The sequence below is a fragment of the Histophilus somni genome, from assembly GCF_014202395.1.
GTDB classification, from domain to species: domain Bacteria; phylum Pseudomonadota; class Gammaproteobacteria; order Enterobacterales; family Pasteurellaceae; genus Histophilus; species Histophilus somni.
The window spans coordinates 110,024-129,818 of sequence record NZ_JACHGQ010000002.1; the positions used below are offsets into that span (position 1 = coordinate 110,024).

Sequence of the window (19,795 nt, forward strand, 5' to 3'; positions counted from 1 at the left end):
TTTAGTCCTTTGTTTGTGAGTTAAAATAATCTTCCAAGTATTGATTTAAACGGCGAGAGGCAATAGGCAAGGGCTTTTCCGCCGACCACTTTTGCGGATCGATATCTTCGCCCACTGTTAATTCATACGTAATCTTAGTTTTAGGAATTTTATACCAAGGTTGTCCTTTTTTAAAATTTAACGGGGTCATTTTAATCACCACCGGCGTGATCACTTTTGCACTACGCAACCCAATAGAAACCGCACCGCGATGTAATTTCACCACACCATCCCAACCTGTACGAGTCCCTTCCGGAAAAAGTAATAAGGATTGTTCTTGTAAAATCCGATGGCTCATTTCCAATAATTCTTCCGATTCTGTATTCGGCACAAAACCACAGGCTTTTATCGGGCTGCTCATAGCAGGATTTTTTAACAAATCTTGTTTCACAATGCAGTTAAACTCCGGCACTTGACTAAAAATCAGCACCACATCAAGCAAAGAGGGGTGATTAGCTAAAACTAACTGTCCTTTACGCCCCAATCGCTCAAAACCATGGTAACGAACCTCTAAAATACCCGCCCAAATAAGATAACGCACAAAAAATGCCCAAGTACGACTGACAATTTTACGTCCTTTTAATTGCGTAGCTAAATCTGCCTTGAGATATTGCTTTGCATAAGGATAAAGGATAATTTTAAACAGCACGCCGACGAAACCGAACAATATAAAACCAAATAACGTACCGAGAAAACGCCTTAGCCAATCAAGTTTTTCTTCCATAACCAAGTTCCTCCACGACTACTTTGGGTTTGCCATTGGGATGCCCCCAAATATTGCTGTTGTACCCAAGCAAGTGCATTATCAAAAAATACCGCACTTTCAACAGCTTGCGATTGCAAACTAAGCTGATAAGTCGAGCCTTTTTCCACCACCATCGCCAACGCATAAGACAAAGGCAAACGCTCCACGGGTTGAGCATTGTATTTCACTGATAACGGTGTTTCCGAAAGCACGACCAGCACCTTTTCTTGTCCATCATTTAAGAGTAGAAAAGCCTCTAATAAGGCAATTTCCAAGCTATCTTTTAAGGCGGTAATAGCCGTCGTTTCATTTTTAACCTGACGCATTTCAGACCATTGTCCAACAAGGGCATTATGCACCGAAAGACTAAATGAAGTAGGAGACACATCTCCTTCAGTTAAGAGAGAATGCCACAAGGCAAAGCTACGATTGATTTCTCCATTCAGCGAAGCATACACCACCGGCAAATTATTCTCTTGTTCGGTTAATGGCCATGCCGCCTCAAAAAATAAACGTGCACTTTCACTTAAACGCCGACGTTTTAACGGCGGTAAAAAAGCCAGTTTAGGTGCAACAGTTTCACGTTTAGCAACACTTTCCATCCAATACTGCTCGCCTTGTTGCCAATCCTCTCCGGAAAGCTCTTTATTACAGACAATATTCCACGCATGAAGATTAAATGAAAAATTACAGATTTGTTGCGTCATTGTTTAATACTCTTTTGAACAAAGTCATTATCGATATTACACCCATCATTTATCATCTTTGCCATACGCTTTTTCTCTATCCACAACTTTACAAAACGCCGCTAATTTTAGCTAATTCCATAGCAATTTCTATAATGTACACCCCGAAATGTAGCGACTTATTACCACTATTCATCCGTCCAGCGTTTAAAAATAAGAGAAGTATTCACCCCACCGAATGCGAAATTATTGTTCATGACATAATCCGTGTGAATTTCTCGTCCATCATGTTGAATATAATCCACCTTACCACAACGCTCATCTACATTGTCAAGATTAATCGTTGGTGCAAACCAGCCATCTCGCATCATTTCAATGGAAAACCAAGATTCCAATGCACCGCAAGCTCCCAACGTATGACCAAGATAACTTTTTTGAGAACTCATGGGAACATACCCAAATACCGCTTCAGTGGCTTGCGTTTCTGCAATATCGCCTTGTTCGGTAGCGGTACCATGCCCACTGACATAACCAATTTTACTCGGTTCAATCCCTGCATCTTTCAGGGCTAATTCCATACAACGCTGCATCGTATCTTTTTGCGGGCGGGTAACATGACTACCGTCACTATTTGCACCATAACCGACCACTTCGGCAATAATATTCGCTCCACGAGCTAATGCATGCTCAAGCTCTTCCAACACAAACATACAACCGCCCTCGCCAATCACTAATCCGTCACGTGCTTTATCGTATGGACGTGGCGTATGGCTTGGATTGTCATTATTACGACTTGCCGCATAAAGGCTGTCGAAAACATAAACCTCTGACGGACAAAATTCTTCACCACCGCCAGCAAGCATCATAGGAATCAATCCGTATTTAATGGCTTCATAGGAATAGCCGATCGCTTGACTGCCTGATGAGCAAGCACTGGAAGTAGGGATAATCCTACCTGTTAAACCAAAGAAAATACCAATATTTGCCGCCGTAGTATGGGGCATCATACGTACATAAGTGTTGGCGTTGAAACCGTCTGACTTACCGGTCATCAAAAGTTCTGCCGCATCTTTAATATCATTAGTAGAACCGGTAGAAGAACCGCAAGCCACACCCATTCTACCGTCTTTCAGATATTCTAAAATAATACCGTCTTCGTCCAATAAAGAAGCGTTAGCCAAGGCTCGCTCACTGGCATCAACTACGAGCTGAGAAACACGCCCTAAACTGCGTAATTGCTTACGGTTCCAATGTTTCGGAGGATAGTAATCCTCAATAACCGCACCTAAACGAGCATCCAATTCGGGAAAACGTTCAACCCAATCATTCATAGATTTGACGGCATTTTGTTTACGTTGAAAAGCTGTTTTTATCTTCTGCCAATCATTCCCAAAAGCAGTGATACCGCCAATTCCTGTGACTACCACCCGTTTCACTTCGTATCCTTTTTGCTGTTAATGTTCAATTGTGAATAAAAATATTGAAATCCTTACCGCTCTTTAACAAAGCCCGCCATTCACTGCAATCACTTGGCGAGTAATATAAGCGGCTTTTTCATCCATTAAAAATTGCACGGCATGAGCGACTTCTTCAGGATCGCCCATGCGTCCGGCAGGGATCATTTTTAAAATCTCATCTATCGGGACATTTTCGTCCAGAATATCCGTGTCAATTAACCCCGGAGCCACACAATTTACCGTGATTTTACGTTTTGCCAACTCAATAGCCAACGCCTTGACCGCACCGATAAGTCCCGCTTTAGACGCACTGTAATTCACCTGTCCACGGTTACCAATCAAGCCTGAAACAGACGTAATACACACAATTCGCCCCGCTTGACGACGACGGATCATCGGCATCATAATCGGGTGCAACACATTATAGAAACCATCTAAATTGGTGCGTAACACGCTATCCCAATCATCATCGGTCAATGCCGGAAAAGCATTATCACGGGTTAGCCCTGCATTAAGTACTATGCCGTAATACGCACCATTTTCTTCTACATCCGCCTCTAAAATTGACCGCACTTTTTCACGATCAGCCACATCAAATTGGAGTACTCTTGCATTTTGCCCTAAAGCTCTCACCTCTTGTGCCACATTCTCCGCCTCCGCTATACGAGAACGACAATGCACCACAATATCATACCCCTGTGTGGCAAGGTTTAAAGCAATCGCTTTGCCAATACCGCGACTTGAGCCGGTAATAAGCACTGTATTTGCCATTATTGTTGTTCCTCCTTAGGACTAAACACATTCAATGCCCCTTCCAAAATCACATGATTATCGGCTAAATCAATAAGCTGACAATCAAATACACCAAACCCCGTCGCATCTTGAATGGACATGTTTATTTTAATCTGAAGACGGCTACCGATCGCAATCTCATCTTGGTAAATATGTAATTTACGCGTGCCGAGTAAATACCCTAAACGCACCAGCTCATTGGCTTGAACAGCCATACATCCCGCCCAAGCAGCCACACCTTGAGCCATAATTTCGATACCGGAAAATGCACTGAGTTTACCTTCTCGAATAAGAATATTATCGCTTTTAATCCTTGCCTCGGCGATCAAAAAATCTTCGCCAAAATCCGTAATAAGATCAAGCAACACCATATCGTTACTATGCGGCAGCAAGGGAGCCACTTGCGTAATCGGACAATGCAAATTAACCATGCTACTCCCCCAACACCAAAACCGAATTATTCCCGCCAAAGGCAAAAGAACTGCTTACACCAATACGTCTATCCATTTTCCAATAACTATCCCGATCTGTAATAGCAAGTGCGGGCAGATTTTCATCTTTTTCTTGATCCCACAATTGTGCGGGAAGTTTACCCGTTGGATTATAATCTCGACTGATCATACCCCACAAAATCGCCGCTTCAATAGCACCTGCCGCACCCAGCGTATGTCCAGTATATCCCTTAGTTGTGGTACAAGTGGTCTTATCTCCGAAGATCCTTTCAACCGCAAGGCTTTCCATGTGATCATTTTGAACCGTGCCAGTACCATGCAAATTAATCCAACCAACCTGTTCAGCCTTAACATTGGCGTTTTTTAAAGCATTCTCAAAAGCGGAAATTGCTCCCTCGCCTTCAGGATGCGGAGAAGACATATGATAAGCATCACTACTCGACCCATAGCCGAACAATTTTAGGCTTTCATCATTTAACCTTGTTTTCGTCATTAAAAAGACCGCCGCACCTTCACCAATATTTATCCCGTTGCGATAACGAGAAAACGGATTAGTACGCTGTGCAGAAAGCACGGATAAAGAATTGAACCCGCTCACCGTTAGCGGTGAAAGCGTATCTACACCACCACAAATTACCGCATCACACAAATTATTTTTCAATAACCGAGCCGCACTGATTAACGCTCTAGCACCCGAAGTACAGGCGGTAGAAATACCATAGACTAAACCGCTTAAACCATAAACTTCCGCCACAAAATCTGCTGGAGCGGAAAATGAAACTTGCTGAAAATTGAAAGGTGCTAACGACCAATCTTGTTGGCTTGCTCCACCTTTGAAAACAGGGATATTTTCATCTACACCCGTTGTTGAACTACCAATAACCACAGCAATACGTTGCTTGCCAAACTGCTGAACAGCTTGCTCAATTTGCGGTTCAATATCTGCCAATGCATGCCACAACACCTGATTATTACGACTACGGTGTTGTACACTAAGCTTTTCCGGAAATGGGCGTAATGATAAATTTATCTCGCCGAAGACACCGATTTTACCGGCAATGTGATGCCGACTAAACACCTTATCGGAATGCACTAACGGGGAATGCTCCGCATTCAATAACATTTCTATATGCGTTTTCAGCCCTTCGCCCATAGCACTGATTATCGCAGGTTTTGATAAATATAAGGTTTCCGTCATTTTATTTTCTGATAATTAGTACAATTTTAATTCAGTCTCAAAGGTTCGACAAACCAAACAGACTTATCCCCCAACTCAATATTAACGCCGTGTTTTTGCGGAGAAAATCGCCATATTAACCGATGGTTTTGTGCATATTCATTTTCCGAGATCTGCTGGACATCGAAAATCATAGTCGACATAAAATACGTCGCAATCGCAGAAAAAAGCTGTTTTGCCTGCTTATTCGGCATAACGAAACCGTCGTTTTGCCACCCCGCTTTACTCAAAATAAGACGAGCAATAGGTGCACCGAGCGGATCTGTTTGCACCCAACGCCATTGATGAGGTTGAACTTCAATCGCCAGCAAACTTTTTTCCGATTGAGGAAATTGTTGTGTAATCACAAAAAGTCTGCTGTCTGTTTTTACTTGTGGTAATTCAAGCACTTTTAACGAAGATGCACAAGCCGTTAGCAACATCGGGATGACAAGTAAAATGAATTTTTTTAACATATCCTATCGCATTAATATTTAACAACTCTTTTATATCTATATGAATCAAGGCATACTTATTTTGCTCATATAATACAAAAACTCTTGGTAAAAATGCTAGTGAAAAATACATTTCACAAGCAACGTTTTGTTTAGCAACAATATAGTTCATTCAAATAACTTACTCTTTCCATAAAAATGATTAAAAAACTTGACAGTTAGGGCATTTATAATTATAAGAACCATTCTCATTTCTATTATATTTTTTACAGGGAGATTTTCATTTTGAAATCTAAGTATTCTATTATTCTCAACCAATTATTTCTTTCAAGTAGCTTGATGTTTCCTGCATTAAGTTTTGCCGATTCGAATCCAGCAAAAACAAAACCCCACAAAGCGGAAGAATTGGGTGAAATATCCGTTGTGGCGAATGTTGAGCCTATTTTTTCCTCTACTCAATCTTCCGAACAATTGCGGAAAAATATGGTGTCTAATGAACGTGATTTATTTCGTCATGAAGTGGGGATTGGCGTGCCTGAAGGCGGTCGTTCCGGTAGTAACGGCTTTGCAATACGTGGTGTCGACAAAGATCGCGTTGCGGTGATTGTTGACGGTATACCGCAAGCCGAATCAACAATGTCCACTTCCGCACGTTATTCTACCGAACGTCACAATGGCAATATCAATAATACGGAATATGAAAATATTAGCTCGGTAAAAGTACAGAAAGGGGCAAATTCTGTCATGAATGGTAGCGGTGCTTTAGGGGGTGCGGTTTCTTTTACCACCAAAGAGATTGAAGATTTTGTCGAACCTGACCGCACTTTCGGCTTCTTATCCAAAACCGGTTATACCTCAAAAAATAGAGAATGGCGTCAAGTGATAGGGGGGGGGTTCAAGACTGATCGCTTCTTCGGTTTTGCACAATTAACCAAACGTTGGGGGCATGAAACAATCAATAATGGCAAAGGTGCGGATATTACCGGTCCGGGTCGTGGCAAACCCAACCCCCTCAGCTACCACACCACCTCATGGTTAACAAAAATCGGCTACGATATTAATAACACCCATCGCTTTACACTATTTTTAGAAGATCGTGCAGAAAAGAAATTTACCGAAGAAAAAACATTGGGATTGAACGATGAGAACCGATTTGCCACAGACAGAACACCATACCGCCGTTATGGTCTCGAATATCGATATAATGGCTTATATTGGTTAGAAACAGTAAAACTCTTTGTGGCAAAACAGAAAATTGAGCAACTTTCAGCTCTTCGTGGTATTAACTCATATAACAATAACTTATTTCAACTTGCTTCCTATCAGTACATTCAAGATCAAACTATTACTCGTGGAGAATTATCAACTTATCCATTAGCATTATGGCGAACCACGCATCGCTTATCCAGCAAAGTGGAATTTCGTGATCAATTTTTGGAAAACAGTAATTCTCAACGCTACTTTGTCTCGTATTTAATGAAAAAAAATCGCCCAAATTATACGGAAGTTGTTCCGGTAAAATCTCGTATTTTTTCCCTATCGTTGCTTGATGAAGTCGCTTTAACCGATACATTGAAAGCCACTATTGGCGGACGTTATGATCGTTATAATTACGCCCCTCAAAACGTTACAAAAACTCTTAATGGAGCCAAAATCAACTTCCCCTCAAGAAAACTATCCCATCTGTCTTGGCAATTGGGGTTGGAATATCAAGTACACCCATCACATCAAATTGGCTACCGCCTAAGCACCGGTTTTCGAGTGCCTCGTGCTGAAGATTTATATTTTGTAAGTCGTTCTGAGAGTACAGATATTGAGTATATTCCAAATCCGTTTCTACAACCGGAAACTGCACTGAACCACGAATTAACCTACCGTTTCCAAAACCAATATGCCCATTTTAGCGTCGGGCTTTTCCGCACACGTTATCATAACTTTATCCAAGAGCGTGAAAGATGTAAGCCAAATCGGTTTTGGGATCCAGATCCTAAGAAAAGTTATGGGGCAAAGTGTACACATATTTCGTTAGCTCAATTTGTCAATGAGCCTAAAGCGGTAATTAAAGGGATAGAAGTTAGCGGTGCTGTTAACGGCTCGGCATTGGGACTGTCGGATGGATTAACATTCCGCCTTAAGGGGAGTTATAGCAAAGGGCAAAATCATGATGGCGATCCGCTTAAATCCATTCAGCCTTGGACAGTGGTTGGGGGAATTGATTATGAAACGGAAAAATGGAGTATCAGTTTAACCGGTCGTTACAGTGCGGCTAAAAAAGCCAAAGATGCTATAGAAACAGAATATACTCATGATAAGAAAGTTGTCAAACAATGGCCTTTCTTAAGTCCTTCTTACTTTGTAGTGGATTTAACGGGACAAGTTAACCTGAGTAAAAATGTTACATTAAATATGGGGATTTTTAACTTATTCAACCGTAATTATACAACTTGGGACAGTGCCTATAACTTGTTTACCAGAGGCTTTACTTCTCGCAGTGTGTTAAAAAATCAACCGAGCGGACTTAATCGTTTTACCGCACCAAAACGCAATTTTGCCGCTTCCGTGGAAGTTCGTTTCTAGTCTATTGACATCCGCCCTGCCTGAAGGCAGGGCGGACGTCAACACGCTAACAAAATAAAATCACTCCCCAAGTAAATAGTGCAAGGATTATGGCGACAAAAACTGCTGCTGAGCCTTGGTCTTTGGCTCGTCCGGATAACTCATGATATTCCGTTCCAATACGATCAACCACAACTTCAATTGCACTATTCAACAATTCGGTAACCAGCACCAATAATAAAGAACCAATCATAAGCACAAACTCAATTTTGCTTTGTGCAAAATGAAACGCTAAAGGAAATAAAATACAACAAACCACAAGCTCATGACGAAAAGCACTTTCATGTTGAATCGTGCTTTTCAACCCTTTTAAGGAATAGACTATTGATTTTATAAAATGCTCCAATCCGGTTGTTTTTTTCATTATCTTTACCTTTATCTTTACCTAACTTATCTAAAGACGTTTTGCCTCAATTATGTCATCTAATTTCGCTAATCTTGCCAGAATTTTACTTAAAATTTGTACATTATTTAATTCAATTTCCATATTAATAGTCGCAAGTTGTTTTTTCGTATCTGCACGACTTGATACACCCAAAACACTAATTTTTTCATTAGCTAATACTGTTGTAATATCTCGCAATAAACCGTTTCGATCACTGGCGATAATACGAATACTGATGCGGAAACCTGTGGCATAATTTTCGCCCCAAACTGACTCAACAACACGTTCAGGGTGTATATTTTGCAACTCTATAAACTGTTCACAATCGCCACGGTGAATAGAAATCCCTCTTCCCATTGTGATATAGCCCATAATATCATCACCTGGAATAGGTTGGCAGCAACGGGCGATATGGTACATTAAGTTACCTACCCCCTCAACAATCACGTAACCTTTTTTCTCTGTTTTTTGTTTTTGACTCACATAATGAGCACCTTTATTGGCTACATAACGCAAAATTTCTTCATCTGTTTGTTGTGCACTCACCTTAATTAATTTATTTTGTAGAAAGTTAATAAGTTGATTTAGACGAATATCTCCACCACCAATACCGGCATACAAGTCTTCTAAATTCTTCAGGTTATAGCGAGGCAATCCGTGTTGCTCTACCTGCTTTAAGGAAATACCTAAACGGGCAATTTCAACTTCAAGCAATTCTTTTCCGGCAGGAATATTTTTATCGCGATCTTGTTTTTTAAACCAGTTCTGAATTTTAGCACGTGCTTTCGCCGTGTGCGTAAAACCTAAGTTCGGATTTACCCAATCACGGCTTGGATTCGGGGTTTTCTGAGTAATAATCTCAATTTGATCACCCATTTGAAGCTGATAAGTAAAAGGTACAATACGCCCACCAACTTTCGCACCAATACAACGATGCCCAATTTCACTATGAATAGCATACGCAAAATCCAAGGGGGTAGATCCTGTTGGTAAATCCACAACTTCGCCTTTTGGCGTGAAGACATAAACACGATCATCAAAAACTTGACTACGCATTTCCGCCATTACTTCGCCAGAATCTGTAATATCATCTTGCCAAGCTAATAATTTGCGTAACCATGCAATTTTTTCTTCATAGCCGGAACGTCCTCCACTTACACCCTCTTTATATTTCCAATGTGCAGCAACACCTAATTCTGCATCATCATGCATTTGTTGAGTACGAATTTGCACTTCAATAGGCTTTCCACCTTTGCCCAACACGACAGTATGAATAGATTGATAACCGTTCGGTTTCGGGTTAGCAACATAATCATCAAACTCTTTAGGCAAATGTTTGAAATGAGTATGTACAATGCCCAAAGCGGAATAACAGTCTTGCAATTTTTGTACAATAATTCTGACCGCTCTTACATCATATAAGTCACTAAATTCCAAGTGTTTTTTCTGCATTTTACGCCAAATACTGTAAATATGTTTTGGTCGTCCATACACTTCTACTTGATCCAAATTCTCATTCAGATAACCACGTAACTCCTGCACAAAATCCGCGATATATTGTTCTCGGTCCAAACGACGTTCTTTTAATAAGTTTGCAATCGCATGGTAAGTATCGGGGTGTAAAGTGCGGAAACAATAATCCTCTAATTCCCATTTCAATTGACCAATACCCAAACGGTTCGCAAGCGGTGCATAAATATTAGAACATTCTTTTGCAGCCAGTACTTTTTCTTCTTCAGAATACAAGCGGTCTACATCCCGTAAATAGCTAATACGTTCCGCAAGTTTAATGATGACACAACGAAAATCATCCACCATAGCTAATAACATACGACGAACATTATCCACCTGCAAACTGTTGGCTGAATGACTAGCATTAAGTTGGCGAATGTTATCCATTTCCACTACGCCTTTCACTAACTTGCTAATATTACTGCCAAAATCTTCTTTGATTTGCATAAGGGAAGTCATTTTATGGTTCACCAATGGATAAAGCATTGCAGTAATCAAACTTTCCGCATCCATATTCAAACTATGCAGAATTTCCACCATTTCCACACCAGCTTGCAGAGAACAAACAATTTTTTTCTCCGATTCACTTTGTACAATAAGACACTTTTGCTGTGCATAACGCCAAGCCTGTATTAATTTTTGTTCAACATCCTCAGGTAAAGATAAACTTTTACTCCATTGCTCAACCACAAAATCTTGCAAATTAAGTAAATGTGAACCACGCACTGCAACCATAACTTTACTTCCTATCTGTTCCTTTCAAATAAGCTAATACTTTCCAGATGACTTGTATGTGGGAACATATCAATCATTGCAACTTTTTTTAATTGATAACCAAACTTAAGCAAAAGCTCCACATCACGCACTAATGTCGCCGGATTACAAGACACATACAATATTTTTTCAACCATTAAATAACACAATGCATTTAAAGCAAATGCGGCACCGCTTCTCGGCGGATCCAGTAAGATTTTGTCAAAAGGAACCTTTGCCCATTCTTGCTCAGTAAAAGATTGACTTAAATCGCACTGGTAGAATTGGACATTATGACAATGATTTCGTTCCCCATTACGACGGGCTTTTTCGACCATAGGTAAAACACCCTCAATTCCTACCGCACTTTTCACATATCGGCTAATCGGCAAGGTAAAATTTCCCATACCACAAAATAAATCCAACACATTATCCTTCTTCTTCAAATCCAACCAATCCAGTGCAGTATTGACCATGTTTTGGTTAAGTTGGCGATTAACCTGAATAAAATCACGAATATCAAAATGTAAAATAGAACCATCATCTAATTGGTAATAAGGCAAATCTCCTTGTAAATGACAAATCTCTTTTTCATCTTGTACAAATAACATCAGCTGATGATTAAATGCAAAATCCAACAATAAAGTGCGGTCATGTTCAGCCAATTTTTCTGTTACTCTCAATAACATCGCTACGCCATTATCTGCGGCAACTAATTCAATATGTCCTAGTGTTTTCGGTTTAGAGCACGTACTCAACAACTCATGCAATTTAGGTAATAACTCATTTAACAAGGGATCAAGCACATCGCATTGACGAATATTCACGATTTGTTGCGAATTTTTTTGCCGAAAGCCTATCTTCAATTTTTTACTTTTAGCGTCCCAGTACAAACTTAAGCGTACTCTACGGCGATAATGCCATGCTTCGCCACTTATCATCGGCATAAATTCTATAGCCTCTTTTTGCAGTTTGGTTAAACGCTGAAATAACGCTTTTTGTTTCGTTTCACGTTGTAAATGTATAGGGATATGCTGAGATTGACAGCCGCCACAAATTTGATAATAAGCACATCTTGGAGTTTGTCGCAAAGGGCTGGCTTGTAAAATATTTTGAACTCGACCCAGTCCATATTGACGTTTTTCTTCAATAACTTGAACCTGTACTTGCTCTTGTGGTAATGCGTTCTCAATAAACCACGTTTTTCCTTGAATTTTTGCTACACCTAATCCTTGATAATCCAAATCTTGAACAATGGTCGTAAAAGCTGCTCTCAATTTTTTTTGTTTCTTTGGCTGATAAAGTAAAACCATAAATTTATATCTAGTAAAACTTATTTTGTATGTAAAATATTCTGCGTAAATAATTCACGACTTTTTAAAGGTTTATTACCCAAATAATATTTTAAAGCAATACGGCTAAAACGTTTCGCCGCCTGCAAGACGGTCTTATCGACGAATTCTCTACGCTCAAAAGCTAATAATTCACGTCCATAAAAAGTCAGGTTATCCTTAATTAAAGAAGCAATAAAGCCTTTTTCTTCTCGATAGCGATAAGTCATCTTTTCATCAACCGGTTTCCCCGAACCAGCACAATGACAAAAATCCACGGCATAACCCAAAACCTCCAACAGTTGAAATTCAAAAGTGCGTAAACTTTTTTCGATTTCTTGCGGTGAGCTTGCCAATGCAGTTAAGCATTGCAAATAATATTGAAAAAGATCCGGATATGCGGTTTCCGGAGCCAATAGACGAGCAATTAATTCATTAACATAAAATCCACTATAAAGTGCGGTGGTTTGTAGCGGTAAAGTTAATGATATCGCCTCTGCTTTTATTAATATTTTTAATTCCCCACGACCTGACCAATTAAGTAACAAAGGTGTAAAGGGTTGTAGCAAAGATTTCCACGCCGATCGTTTCGCACGAGCCCCTTTCGCCAATACTGTTAAACGTCCGTGTTCTTCAGTGAATAACTCGACCAACAAACTGGTTTCACTATAATCCCGTCGATGTAAGACAAACCCACGTTTTAAGTTACTAATAATTTTATCCTTTAACCCATTTTAAATAGCACACAGTTTAACAGATTTTTCATCTTGCATAGTCTTCATTTTATTTTTATTTACAGAAACCCAAACTGTTGGGAACAGGGAAATTTCAATTTAATTACAGCATCAACAACGAAAAAAAATTGATGATGTTCTTATTTATCGAGCTAAACAACTTTGCTTGATGAATAGCGGACAAGATCCTCAATTGTTACCACTGGGTAATTAAATTTTTTGCCAAATTCTACGATCTCCAGTGTTCTTGCCATGCTCCCATCATCATTGGTTATTTCACAAATTACCCCGGCAGGCTTATGACCTGCCCAAGAAGCTAGATCAACTGCGGCTTCAGTATGTCCCCGCCGTGCTAACACACCGCCCTTTTTAGCCCTTAATGGAAATACATGTCCCGGACGGCTAAGGTCTTGCGGCTTAGCATTATCAGCAATGGCGACTTGAATAGTCGTTACGCGATCTTGTGCAGATACGCCGGTAGATACACCTTGTGCCGCTTCAATACTCACAGTAAACGCTGTTTGATTAATACTTGTGTTATTTTGTACCATCGGTGGCAAATCGAGCTGTTGGCAAAGTTCATCAGTGATACATAAGCAAACAATTCCGCTCCCATAACGAATTAATTTTGCCATCTGTTCAACTGTGATTGTTTCAGCCGGAAAAATAAGATCACCCTCATTTTCCCGATCTTCGTCATCAAGGACAAGAACTCCGTTCCCTCTTTTGAAAGCTTCAATCGCACGTTTAACTCGTTCTTCAGATGTACCAAACTGAGATAATAATGACTGATTCATAGTAAACTCCTTTAAATAAATTAATAGATACCAGAATCAGGGCTGATGATAAAAGGATTTTTTCTATCAGATAAATAGAAAAACAACAACGATAAGTATAATACCTCGCTCTATTCTCTTTCATCCAGACTATCACTGTCGGCTTTGGATTTTCACCAAATCTGCTGACCTTACTAAGATAAGTAAGCGCTCGTGGGCTTATATCGAAATATTTACCACCGGTAGGGAGTTTCACCCTGCCCTGAGAATGCATGTATAGTATATCTTAACGTTTAATAAGAAAAAATGTTTTTATTTTGAATAAGATTGCATACAATGGGGCAATTTATATCAAAATGGAGCTTATTATGCTAAATCCTAAAAAAATAGAACAAATTATGCAACAAATTCAAGATTCTCTCCCTCAAGGTGTAAAAGACTTAGGGCAAGATGCCGAAATGAAACTAAAACAAGTCTTACAATCTCAATTATCTAAACTAGATATAGTGACAAGAGAAGAATTTGATGTACAAACACAAGTTTTAATAAGAACTCGTGAAAAGCTGATTGAACTAGAGAAACGTTTAGAACAATTACAAGAAAAATAAAAAACTTACTAAGTGATTACCACACTTTTTATGCTACTCATTAAATATTCCCTAAATAGAAAAGGAGAAAATAATGTCGAGTTTCAGCTATCTGCAACAAAAACGTAAGCAATTAAATCTGAAGGTTAATGAGCTTTGTACACAAGCCAATATCACTCGTGCTTATTTTAACCAATTAGTGAGTGGAAAAATTAAAAATCCAAGTGCTACAAAACTTTCAGCATTGCATAAAGCACTACAGATCACTGAACAAGATAACAAAAAAATAGGCGTTATTTTCGGCAAATTTTATCCCGTTCATACCGGTCATATTAATATGATTTATGAAGCATTTAGCAAAGTAGATGAGCTTCATGTGGTTGTATGTAGCGATACAGAACGAGATTTAAAACTATTTTATGACAGTAAAATGAAACGAATGCCAACTGTACAGGATCGCTTACGTTGGATGCAACAGATTTTTAAATATCAGAAAAATAAAATTGTTATTCATCATCTTATTGAAGATGGTCTACCAAGTTATCCCAATGGCTGGTCTGCATGGGCTGAACAAGTAAAACGTCTATTCAAGGAAAAAAACGTTAATCCTAGCGTGGTTTTTAGCAGTGAAATCCAAGATAAAGTACCTTATGAAAAATATTTAAATTTACAAGTCGAATTAGTTGATCCAAAACGCCGATTCCTTAATATTTCTGCAACAAAAATTCGTAACAATCCATTTCACTATTGGAAATTCATTCCTAAAGAAGTTCGCCCATTTTTTGCAAAAACAATTGCTATTTTAGGTGGAGAAAGTAGCGGTAAAACAACACTTGTTAATAAACTGGCTACAGTATTTAATACTACATCAGCTTGGGAATATGGACGTGAGTTTGTTTTTGAAAAACTGGGGGGTAATGAACAAGCTATGCAATATTCTGATTATCCACAAATAGCATTAGGTCATCAGCGTTATATTGATTATGCCCTCAGGCATGCACACAAAGTTGCAATTGTAGATACAGACTTTATTACAACTCAGGCATTTTGTATTCAGTATGAAGGAAAAGCACACCCTTTCTTAGACTCCATGATCAAAGAATATCCCTTTGATGTGACCATTTTATTAAATAATAATACCCAATGGGTAGATGATGGCTTGCGTAGCTTAGGAAATGCTAAACAACGTCAACGCTTCCAACAACTCTTAAAAAAATTATTAGATAAGCATAGTGTACCTTATATTGAAATTGACTCACCCAGTTACTTGGAACGTTATAATCAAGTGAAAAATATTGTTGAGAAAGTACTCAACGAAGAAATTTTGGACTTAGCCGTGGAAACAATCACACCTTCAATTTTTAAGGAATAATATTATGATTTTATTTGCTGGTGATCCACATGGAAGTTATTCCCATCTTTACCCTTTTATTCAAGAACATGCAAATGTATCTCTTATTATTTTAGGTGATTTACAATTAACTACTTCTGATGAACTGGATAAACTGGCACAGTTTTGTGATCTTTGGTTTATCCATGGAAATCATGATAGCAAAACAGTTTCAGCATATGAGGCCTTATGGGGTACAAAATGGAAATCACGTAATTTACACGGTAAAGTTGTCGACATTCAAGGAATAAAAATTGCCGGATTAGGAGGCGTGTTTCGTGGACAAATTTGGATGCCACCAAATAAACCGCTCTTTTTTGATCATATCCATTATTGCCAATACGCTCCTCCGGAAAAAATTTGGCGAGGAGGTATTCCATTGCGTCATAGAACTTCAATCTTTCCTTCTGATATTGAAGCATTAGAAAAACAAAAAGCAGACATACTAATATGTCATGAGGCACCAAAACCTCATCCTTTAGGATTTTCTGTTATTAATAATTTAGCCACATCAATGCAAGTAAAGCATATTTTTCACGGTCATCACCATGAGAGCTTTGACTACACAAAACGTCCAAATAAAAATCCTTTTAAAATTACCAATGTTGGATTCAGAAGTTTATGTAATATAAACGGAAATTTTTTATTGATAGGAATTGATGATAGGGAATAGAATAGAAAATAAATATGATTAGTACAAAAAAGCCCACATTTTACTGTGGGCTTTTTAAATGAGTTATAAATTACTCTGTTTTAGCTTCTTCAGCCAAGGCTGGACGATCAACTAACTCAATGTACGCCATTGGAGCATTATCACCAGCACGGAAACCACATTTCAAAATACGAGTATAACCACCCGCACGTTGTGCAAAACGTGGACCTAATTCATTAAATAATTTCGCAACTGTCTCGATGTTGCGTGTACGAGCAAAAGCTAAACGGCGGTTTGCAACACTATCTACTTTCGCTAATGTAATTAACGGTTCAACTACACGACGTAATTCTTTTGCTTTAGGCAAGGTAGTTTTGATAATTTCGTGACTAACCAATGCACTAGCTAAATTACGGAATAGTGCCTGACGATGGCTACTATTACGATTTAGTTGACGTCCACTCTTACGATGACGCATGACCTTATCCTTCTCAGAAAAATCTTTAACCTATGACCAAACTAGTCTTCAGCAATACTTGCTGGTGGCCAATTTTCGAGGCGCATACCAAGTGATAGACCGCGTGAAACAAGCACATCTTTAATCTCTGTAAGAGATTTTTTACCTAAATTAGGTGTTTTCAGTAACTCAACTTCAGTACGCTGTACCAAATCACCGATATAATGAATTGTTTCTGCTTTCAAACAGTTAGCAGAACGAACTGTCAACTCTAAGTCATCAACAGGACGCAATAAAATCGGATCAAACTCCGGTTTTTCTTCCTTAACTTCTGGTTGACGAACATCTCGCAAATCAACAAAGGCATCTAGTTGCTCTGCTAAAATCGTTGCAGCACGACGGATCGCTTCCTCTGGCTCGATTGTGCCATTTGTTTCCAGTTCAATGACCAACTTATCTAAGTCAGTTCGTTGTTCAACACGTGCTGCTTGTACATTATAAGCAATACGATCAACTGGACTATAACAAGCATCAACTAACAAACGACCAATCGGACGTTCTTCATCTAAAGAATGAACTCTAGATGATGCCGGCACATACCCTCTACCACGCTGTACACGAATACGCATATTAATAGACGCATTTTCGTCTGTTAAGTGGCAGATAACATGATCAGGATTTACGATTTCAACATCACCATCATGAGTAATGTCAGCTGCAACAACAGGGCCAATTCCAGATTTGCTTAGTGTCAGAAAAACATTATCCTTATTCTGTACTTTAACCGCTAGACCTTTTAAGTTCAGAAGTACCTCAATAATATCCTCCTGAACACCTTCCTTACTACTATATTCATGCAATACGCCATCTATTTCCACCTCGGTAACTGCATAGCCCGGCATAGAAGATAGAAGAATTCGACGCAATGCATTACCTAGAGTATGACCAAAGCCACGCTCTAACGGTTCTAAGATCACTTTAGCATGAGTAGAACTAATTTGCTCAATATCAACTAAACGTGGCTTTAAAAATTCTGTAACAGAACCCTGCATTTTATCCTCTCTTTGCTACAAAGCCTTAACTATTATTTAGAGTAAAGCTCTACGATCAGATGTTCGTTAATGTCTGCTGATAAATCAGAACGCTCAGGAACACGTTTGAACACACCTTCCATTTTAGCTGCTTCGACTTCCAACCAAGTTGGTTTTTCTCTCTGCTCTGCTAATTCTAATGATGCTTTAATACGTGCTTGCTTTTTAGATTTTTCACGAACAGCAACAACATCATTAACTGAAACTTGGAAAGATGGGATATTAACTACACGACCATTTACAACAATCGCTTTATGACTCACTAATTGACGAGCCTCAGCACGAGTTGCAGCAAAGCCCATGCGATAAACAACGTTATCCAATCGTCCTTCCAATAATACCAGTAAATTCTCCCCAGTATTACCTTTTAAGCGGTTTGCTTCTTTATAATAGTTACGGAATTGACGTTCTAAAATACCGTAAATACGGCGAACTTTTTGCTTTTCACGTAATTGACTACCATAATCTGACAAACGCGGTTTACGAGCACCATGCTGACCAGGTGCTGTATCAATTTTACATTTTGTATCAATAGCACGCACACCAGACTTAAGGAATAAGTCAGTGCCTTCACGGCGGCTTAGCTTGAGCTTAGGACCCAAATATCTTGCCATTTTCTTTCTCCAACTATCCTATGACGTCATTAAACACGACGTTTCTTCGGTGGACGACAACCGTTATGTGGAATCGGAGTCACATCTGTAATATTCGTGATACGAAATCCCGCTGCATTTAAAGCACGGATTGTTGATTCACGACCAGGACCCGGCCCCTTAACCATAACTTCCAAGTTCTTTAAACCGAATTCTTTTACAACTTCGGCACAACGTTCTGCCGCAACTTGTGCAGCAAACGGGGTAGATTTACGAGAACCACGGAAACCTGAACCACCTGCAGTTGCCCATGCTAGAGCATTCCCTTGACGGTCAGTAATTGTAACGATTGTATTATTGAAAGATGCGTGAATATGAGCAACGCCATCTACAACTTGTTTTTTTACACGTTTACGTGCACGAACTGGTGTTTTAGCCATTTAACCTTACCCCGACTATTTTTTGATCGGCTTACGTGGACCCTTGCGGGTACGCGCATTAGTTTTAGTACGTTGACCACGTACTGGTAAACCACGGCGATGACGTAAACCACGATAGCAACCTAAATCTAATAGGCGTTTAATGTTAAGTGTTACTTCACGACGTAAGTCACCTTCAACGGTAAATTTACCAACTTCGTCACGCAGTTTATCAATCTGCTCTTCAGACAATTCTCTGATCTTTACATCTTCAGCAATACCCGCAGCTGCACAAATTGCCTTAGCTCGAGTCTTACCGATACCGTAAATTGCAGTTAAAGCGATTACAGTATGTTTTTGATCAGGAATGTTAATGCCTGCAATACGGGCCACTATGCACTCCTATTATTTTATTGATTAAATTTGATATACTGATCTTGAAAAGCCCGTTTCAGGATACTCAAACAGCATATCAAGGACATAAATGAGCTGAGTATTATATATACCCAGCTGGTTCTTTGCAAGAAAAATATCAATTAACCTTGACGCTGTTTATGCTTAGGGTCGCTACATAATACACGAACAACACCTTCACGTTTAACAATTTTACAGTTACGACACATTTTCTTGACTGAAGCACGAACTTTCATTACTTAT

The 19,795-nt window shown here is 39.2% G+C and carries 22 protein-coding genes and 1 riboswitch; of the genes, 4 read left to right on the forward strand and 18 right to left on the reverse strand.

Going from position 1 to position 19,795, the window contains the following annotated elements:
- Position 1: 1 nt before the first annotated feature.
- The 7 genes from HNR69_RS01740 to HNR69_RS01770 form a co-directional block, all read right to left on the reverse strand.
- Complete coding sequence (locus HNR69_RS01740) at positions 2-763, reverse strand: lysophospholipid acyltransferase family protein (RefSeq protein ID WP_075293555.1); 762 nt, start codon at positions 761-763, stop codon at positions 2-4.
- Positions 739-1,491 (reverse strand): beta-ketoacyl synthase chain length factor, encoded by a 753-nt coding sequence (locus HNR69_RS01745; RefSeq protein WP_011608261.1) that lies wholly within the window; start codon positions 1,489-1,491, stop codon positions 739-741. Before HNR69_RS01745 ends, HNR69_RS01740 begins: the two co-directional genes overlap by 25 nt.
- A 167-nt stretch (positions 1,492-1,658) precedes the next feature.
- A complete protein-coding gene (locus HNR69_RS01750) occupies positions 1,659-2,906 on the reverse strand; it encodes a beta-ketoacyl-ACP synthase (RefSeq protein WP_075293556.1) in 1,248 nt (415 codons plus the stop codon).
- Between the two features lie 63 nt (positions 2,907-2,969).
- Positions 2,970-3,698 (reverse strand): 3-oxoacyl-ACP reductase FabG, encoded by a 729-nt coding sequence (fabG, locus tag HNR69_RS01755; RefSeq protein WP_075293557.1) that lies wholly within the window; start codon positions 3,696-3,698, stop codon positions 2,970-2,972.
- The gene (locus tag HNR69_RS01760) at positions 3,698-4,150 is read right to left on the reverse strand and encodes a hotdog family protein (protein ID WP_075293558.1); all 453 of its coding nucleotides are present in this window, start codon (positions 4,148-4,150) and stop codon (positions 3,698-3,700) included. The genes fabG and HNR69_RS01760 overlap by 1 nt, the downstream gene beginning before the upstream one ends.
- A gap of 1 nt (position 4,151) precedes the next feature.
- Positions 4,152-5,369 (reverse strand): beta-ketoacyl-ACP synthase, encoded by a 1,218-nt coding sequence (locus HNR69_RS01765; protein WP_136122232.1) that lies wholly within the window; start codon positions 5,367-5,369, stop codon positions 4,152-4,154.
- A 26-nt stretch (positions 5,370-5,395) separates the two neighbouring features.
- Positions 5,396-5,863, reverse strand: a complete 468-nt coding sequence (locus tag HNR69_RS01770; RefSeq protein ID WP_075293560.1) for a hypothetical protein — start codon at positions 5,861-5,863, stop codon at positions 5,396-5,398.
- Positions 5,864-6,127: 264 nt separating this feature from the next.
- On the opposite strand from HNR69_RS01770, the gene HNR69_RS01775 reads away from it, so the two are divergent.
- Entirely contained in the window at positions 6,128-8,419 is a 2,292-nt protein-coding gene (locus tag HNR69_RS01775) for a TonB-dependent hemoglobin/transferrin/lactoferrin family receptor (protein WP_081376617.1), read from the forward strand.
- Positions 8,420-8,465: 46 nt separating this feature from the next.
- Here HNR69_RS01775 and HNR69_RS01780 read toward each other — a convergent pair whose 3' ends face one another.
- The 5 genes from HNR69_RS01780 to ribB all read right to left on the reverse strand — a co-directional run bounded on the left by HNR69_RS01780 (position 8,466) and on the right by ribB (position 13,970).
- Positions 8,466-8,822: a diacylglycerol kinase gene (locus HNR69_RS01780; protein WP_011608251.1), complete on the reverse strand. Its 357-nt coding sequence runs from the start codon at positions 8,820-8,822 to the stop codon at positions 8,466-8,468.
- Positions 8,823-8,852: 30 nt separating this feature from the next.
- The gene (gene relA, locus HNR69_RS01785; RefSeq protein WP_075293562.1) at positions 8,853-11,090 is read right to left on the reverse strand and encodes a GTP diphosphokinase; all 2,238 of its coding nucleotides are present in this window, start codon (positions 11,088-11,090) and stop codon (positions 8,853-8,855) included.
- 11 nt (positions 11,091-11,101) lie between these two features.
- Positions 11,102-12,421: a 23S rRNA (uracil(1939)-C(5))-methyltransferase RlmD gene (gene rlmD / locus HNR69_RS01790; RefSeq protein WP_075290600.1), complete on the reverse strand. Its 1,320-nt coding sequence runs from the start codon at positions 12,419-12,421 to the stop codon at positions 11,102-11,104.
- A gap of 20 nt (positions 12,422-12,441) precedes the next feature.
- On the reverse strand, positions 12,442-13,155 hold the full coding sequence (gene recO, locus HNR69_RS01795) for a DNA repair protein RecO (protein WP_041603920.1): 714 nt from the start codon (positions 13,153-13,155) through the stop codon (positions 12,442-12,444).
- Positions 13,156-13,325: 170 nt separating this feature from the next.
- Positions 13,326-13,970, reverse strand: a complete 645-nt coding sequence (ribB, locus tag HNR69_RS01800; RefSeq protein WP_012341040.1) for a 3,4-dihydroxy-2-butanone-4-phosphate synthase — start codon at positions 13,968-13,970, stop codon at positions 13,326-13,328.
- A gap of 108 nt (positions 13,971-14,078) precedes the next feature.
- Positions 14,079-14,223: riboswitch (FMN riboswitch) on the reverse strand.
- A 94-nt stretch (positions 14,224-14,317) separates the two neighbouring features.
- On the opposite strand from ribB, the gene ubiK reads away from it, so the two are divergent.
- From ubiK to HNR69_RS01815, 3 genes are all read left to right on the forward strand, one after another.
- Entirely contained in the window at positions 14,318-14,557 is a 240-nt protein-coding gene (gene ubiK / locus HNR69_RS01805) for a ubiquinone biosynthesis accessory factor UbiK (protein WP_075290602.1), read from the forward strand.
- Between the two features lie 73 nt (positions 14,558-14,630).
- Positions 14,631-15,908, forward strand: a complete 1,278-nt coding sequence (gene nadR, locus HNR69_RS01810; protein WP_075290604.1) for a multifunctional transcriptional regulator/nicotinamide-nucleotide adenylyltransferase/ribosylnicotinamide kinase NadR — start codon at positions 14,631-14,633, stop codon at positions 15,906-15,908.
- Between the two features lie 4 nt (positions 15,909-15,912).
- The gene (locus HNR69_RS01815; RefSeq protein WP_011608241.1) at positions 15,913-16,599 is read left to right on the forward strand and encodes a metallophosphoesterase family protein; all 687 of its coding nucleotides are present in this window, start codon (positions 15,913-15,915) and stop codon (positions 16,597-16,599) included.
- Positions 16,600-16,669: 70 nt separating this feature from the next.
- On the opposite strand, the gene rplQ is transcribed toward HNR69_RS01815, so the two are convergent.
- The 6 genes from rplQ to rpmJ form a co-directional block, all read right to left on the reverse strand.
- Positions 16,670-17,056: a 50S ribosomal protein L17 gene (rplQ, locus tag HNR69_RS01820; RefSeq protein ID WP_011608240.1), complete on the reverse strand. Its 387-nt coding sequence runs from the start codon at positions 17,054-17,056 to the stop codon at positions 16,670-16,672.
- 41 nt (positions 17,057-17,097) lie between these two features.
- The gene (locus tag HNR69_RS01825) at positions 17,098-18,087 is read right to left on the reverse strand and encodes a DNA-directed RNA polymerase subunit alpha (RefSeq protein WP_011608239.1); all 990 of its coding nucleotides are present in this window, start codon (positions 18,085-18,087) and stop codon (positions 17,098-17,100) included.
- A gap of 32 nt (positions 18,088-18,119) precedes the next feature.
- Positions 18,120-18,740 carry a 30S ribosomal protein S4 gene (rpsD, locus tag HNR69_RS01830; protein WP_012341035.1) on the reverse strand — a complete coding sequence of 207 codons (621 nt, stop codon included), beginning with the start codon at positions 18,738-18,740 and terminating at the stop codon, positions 18,120-18,122.
- A gap of 29 nt (positions 18,741-18,769) precedes the next feature.
- A complete protein-coding gene (rpsK, locus tag HNR69_RS01835; RefSeq protein WP_005701868.1) occupies positions 18,770-19,159 on the reverse strand; it encodes a 30S ribosomal protein S11 in 390 nt (129 codons plus the stop codon).
- 15 nt (positions 19,160-19,174) lie between these two features.
- Positions 19,175-19,531 carry a 30S ribosomal protein S13 gene (rpsM, locus tag HNR69_RS01840; RefSeq protein WP_012341034.1) on the reverse strand — a complete coding sequence of 119 codons (357 nt, stop codon included), beginning with the start codon at positions 19,529-19,531 and terminating at the stop codon, positions 19,175-19,177.
- A gap of 143 nt (positions 19,532-19,674) precedes the next feature.
- Complete coding sequence (gene rpmJ, locus HNR69_RS01845; protein WP_005625868.1) at positions 19,675-19,788, reverse strand: 50S ribosomal protein L36; 114 nt, start codon at positions 19,786-19,788, stop codon at positions 19,675-19,677.
- Positions 19,789-19,795: the final 7 nt, after the last annotated feature.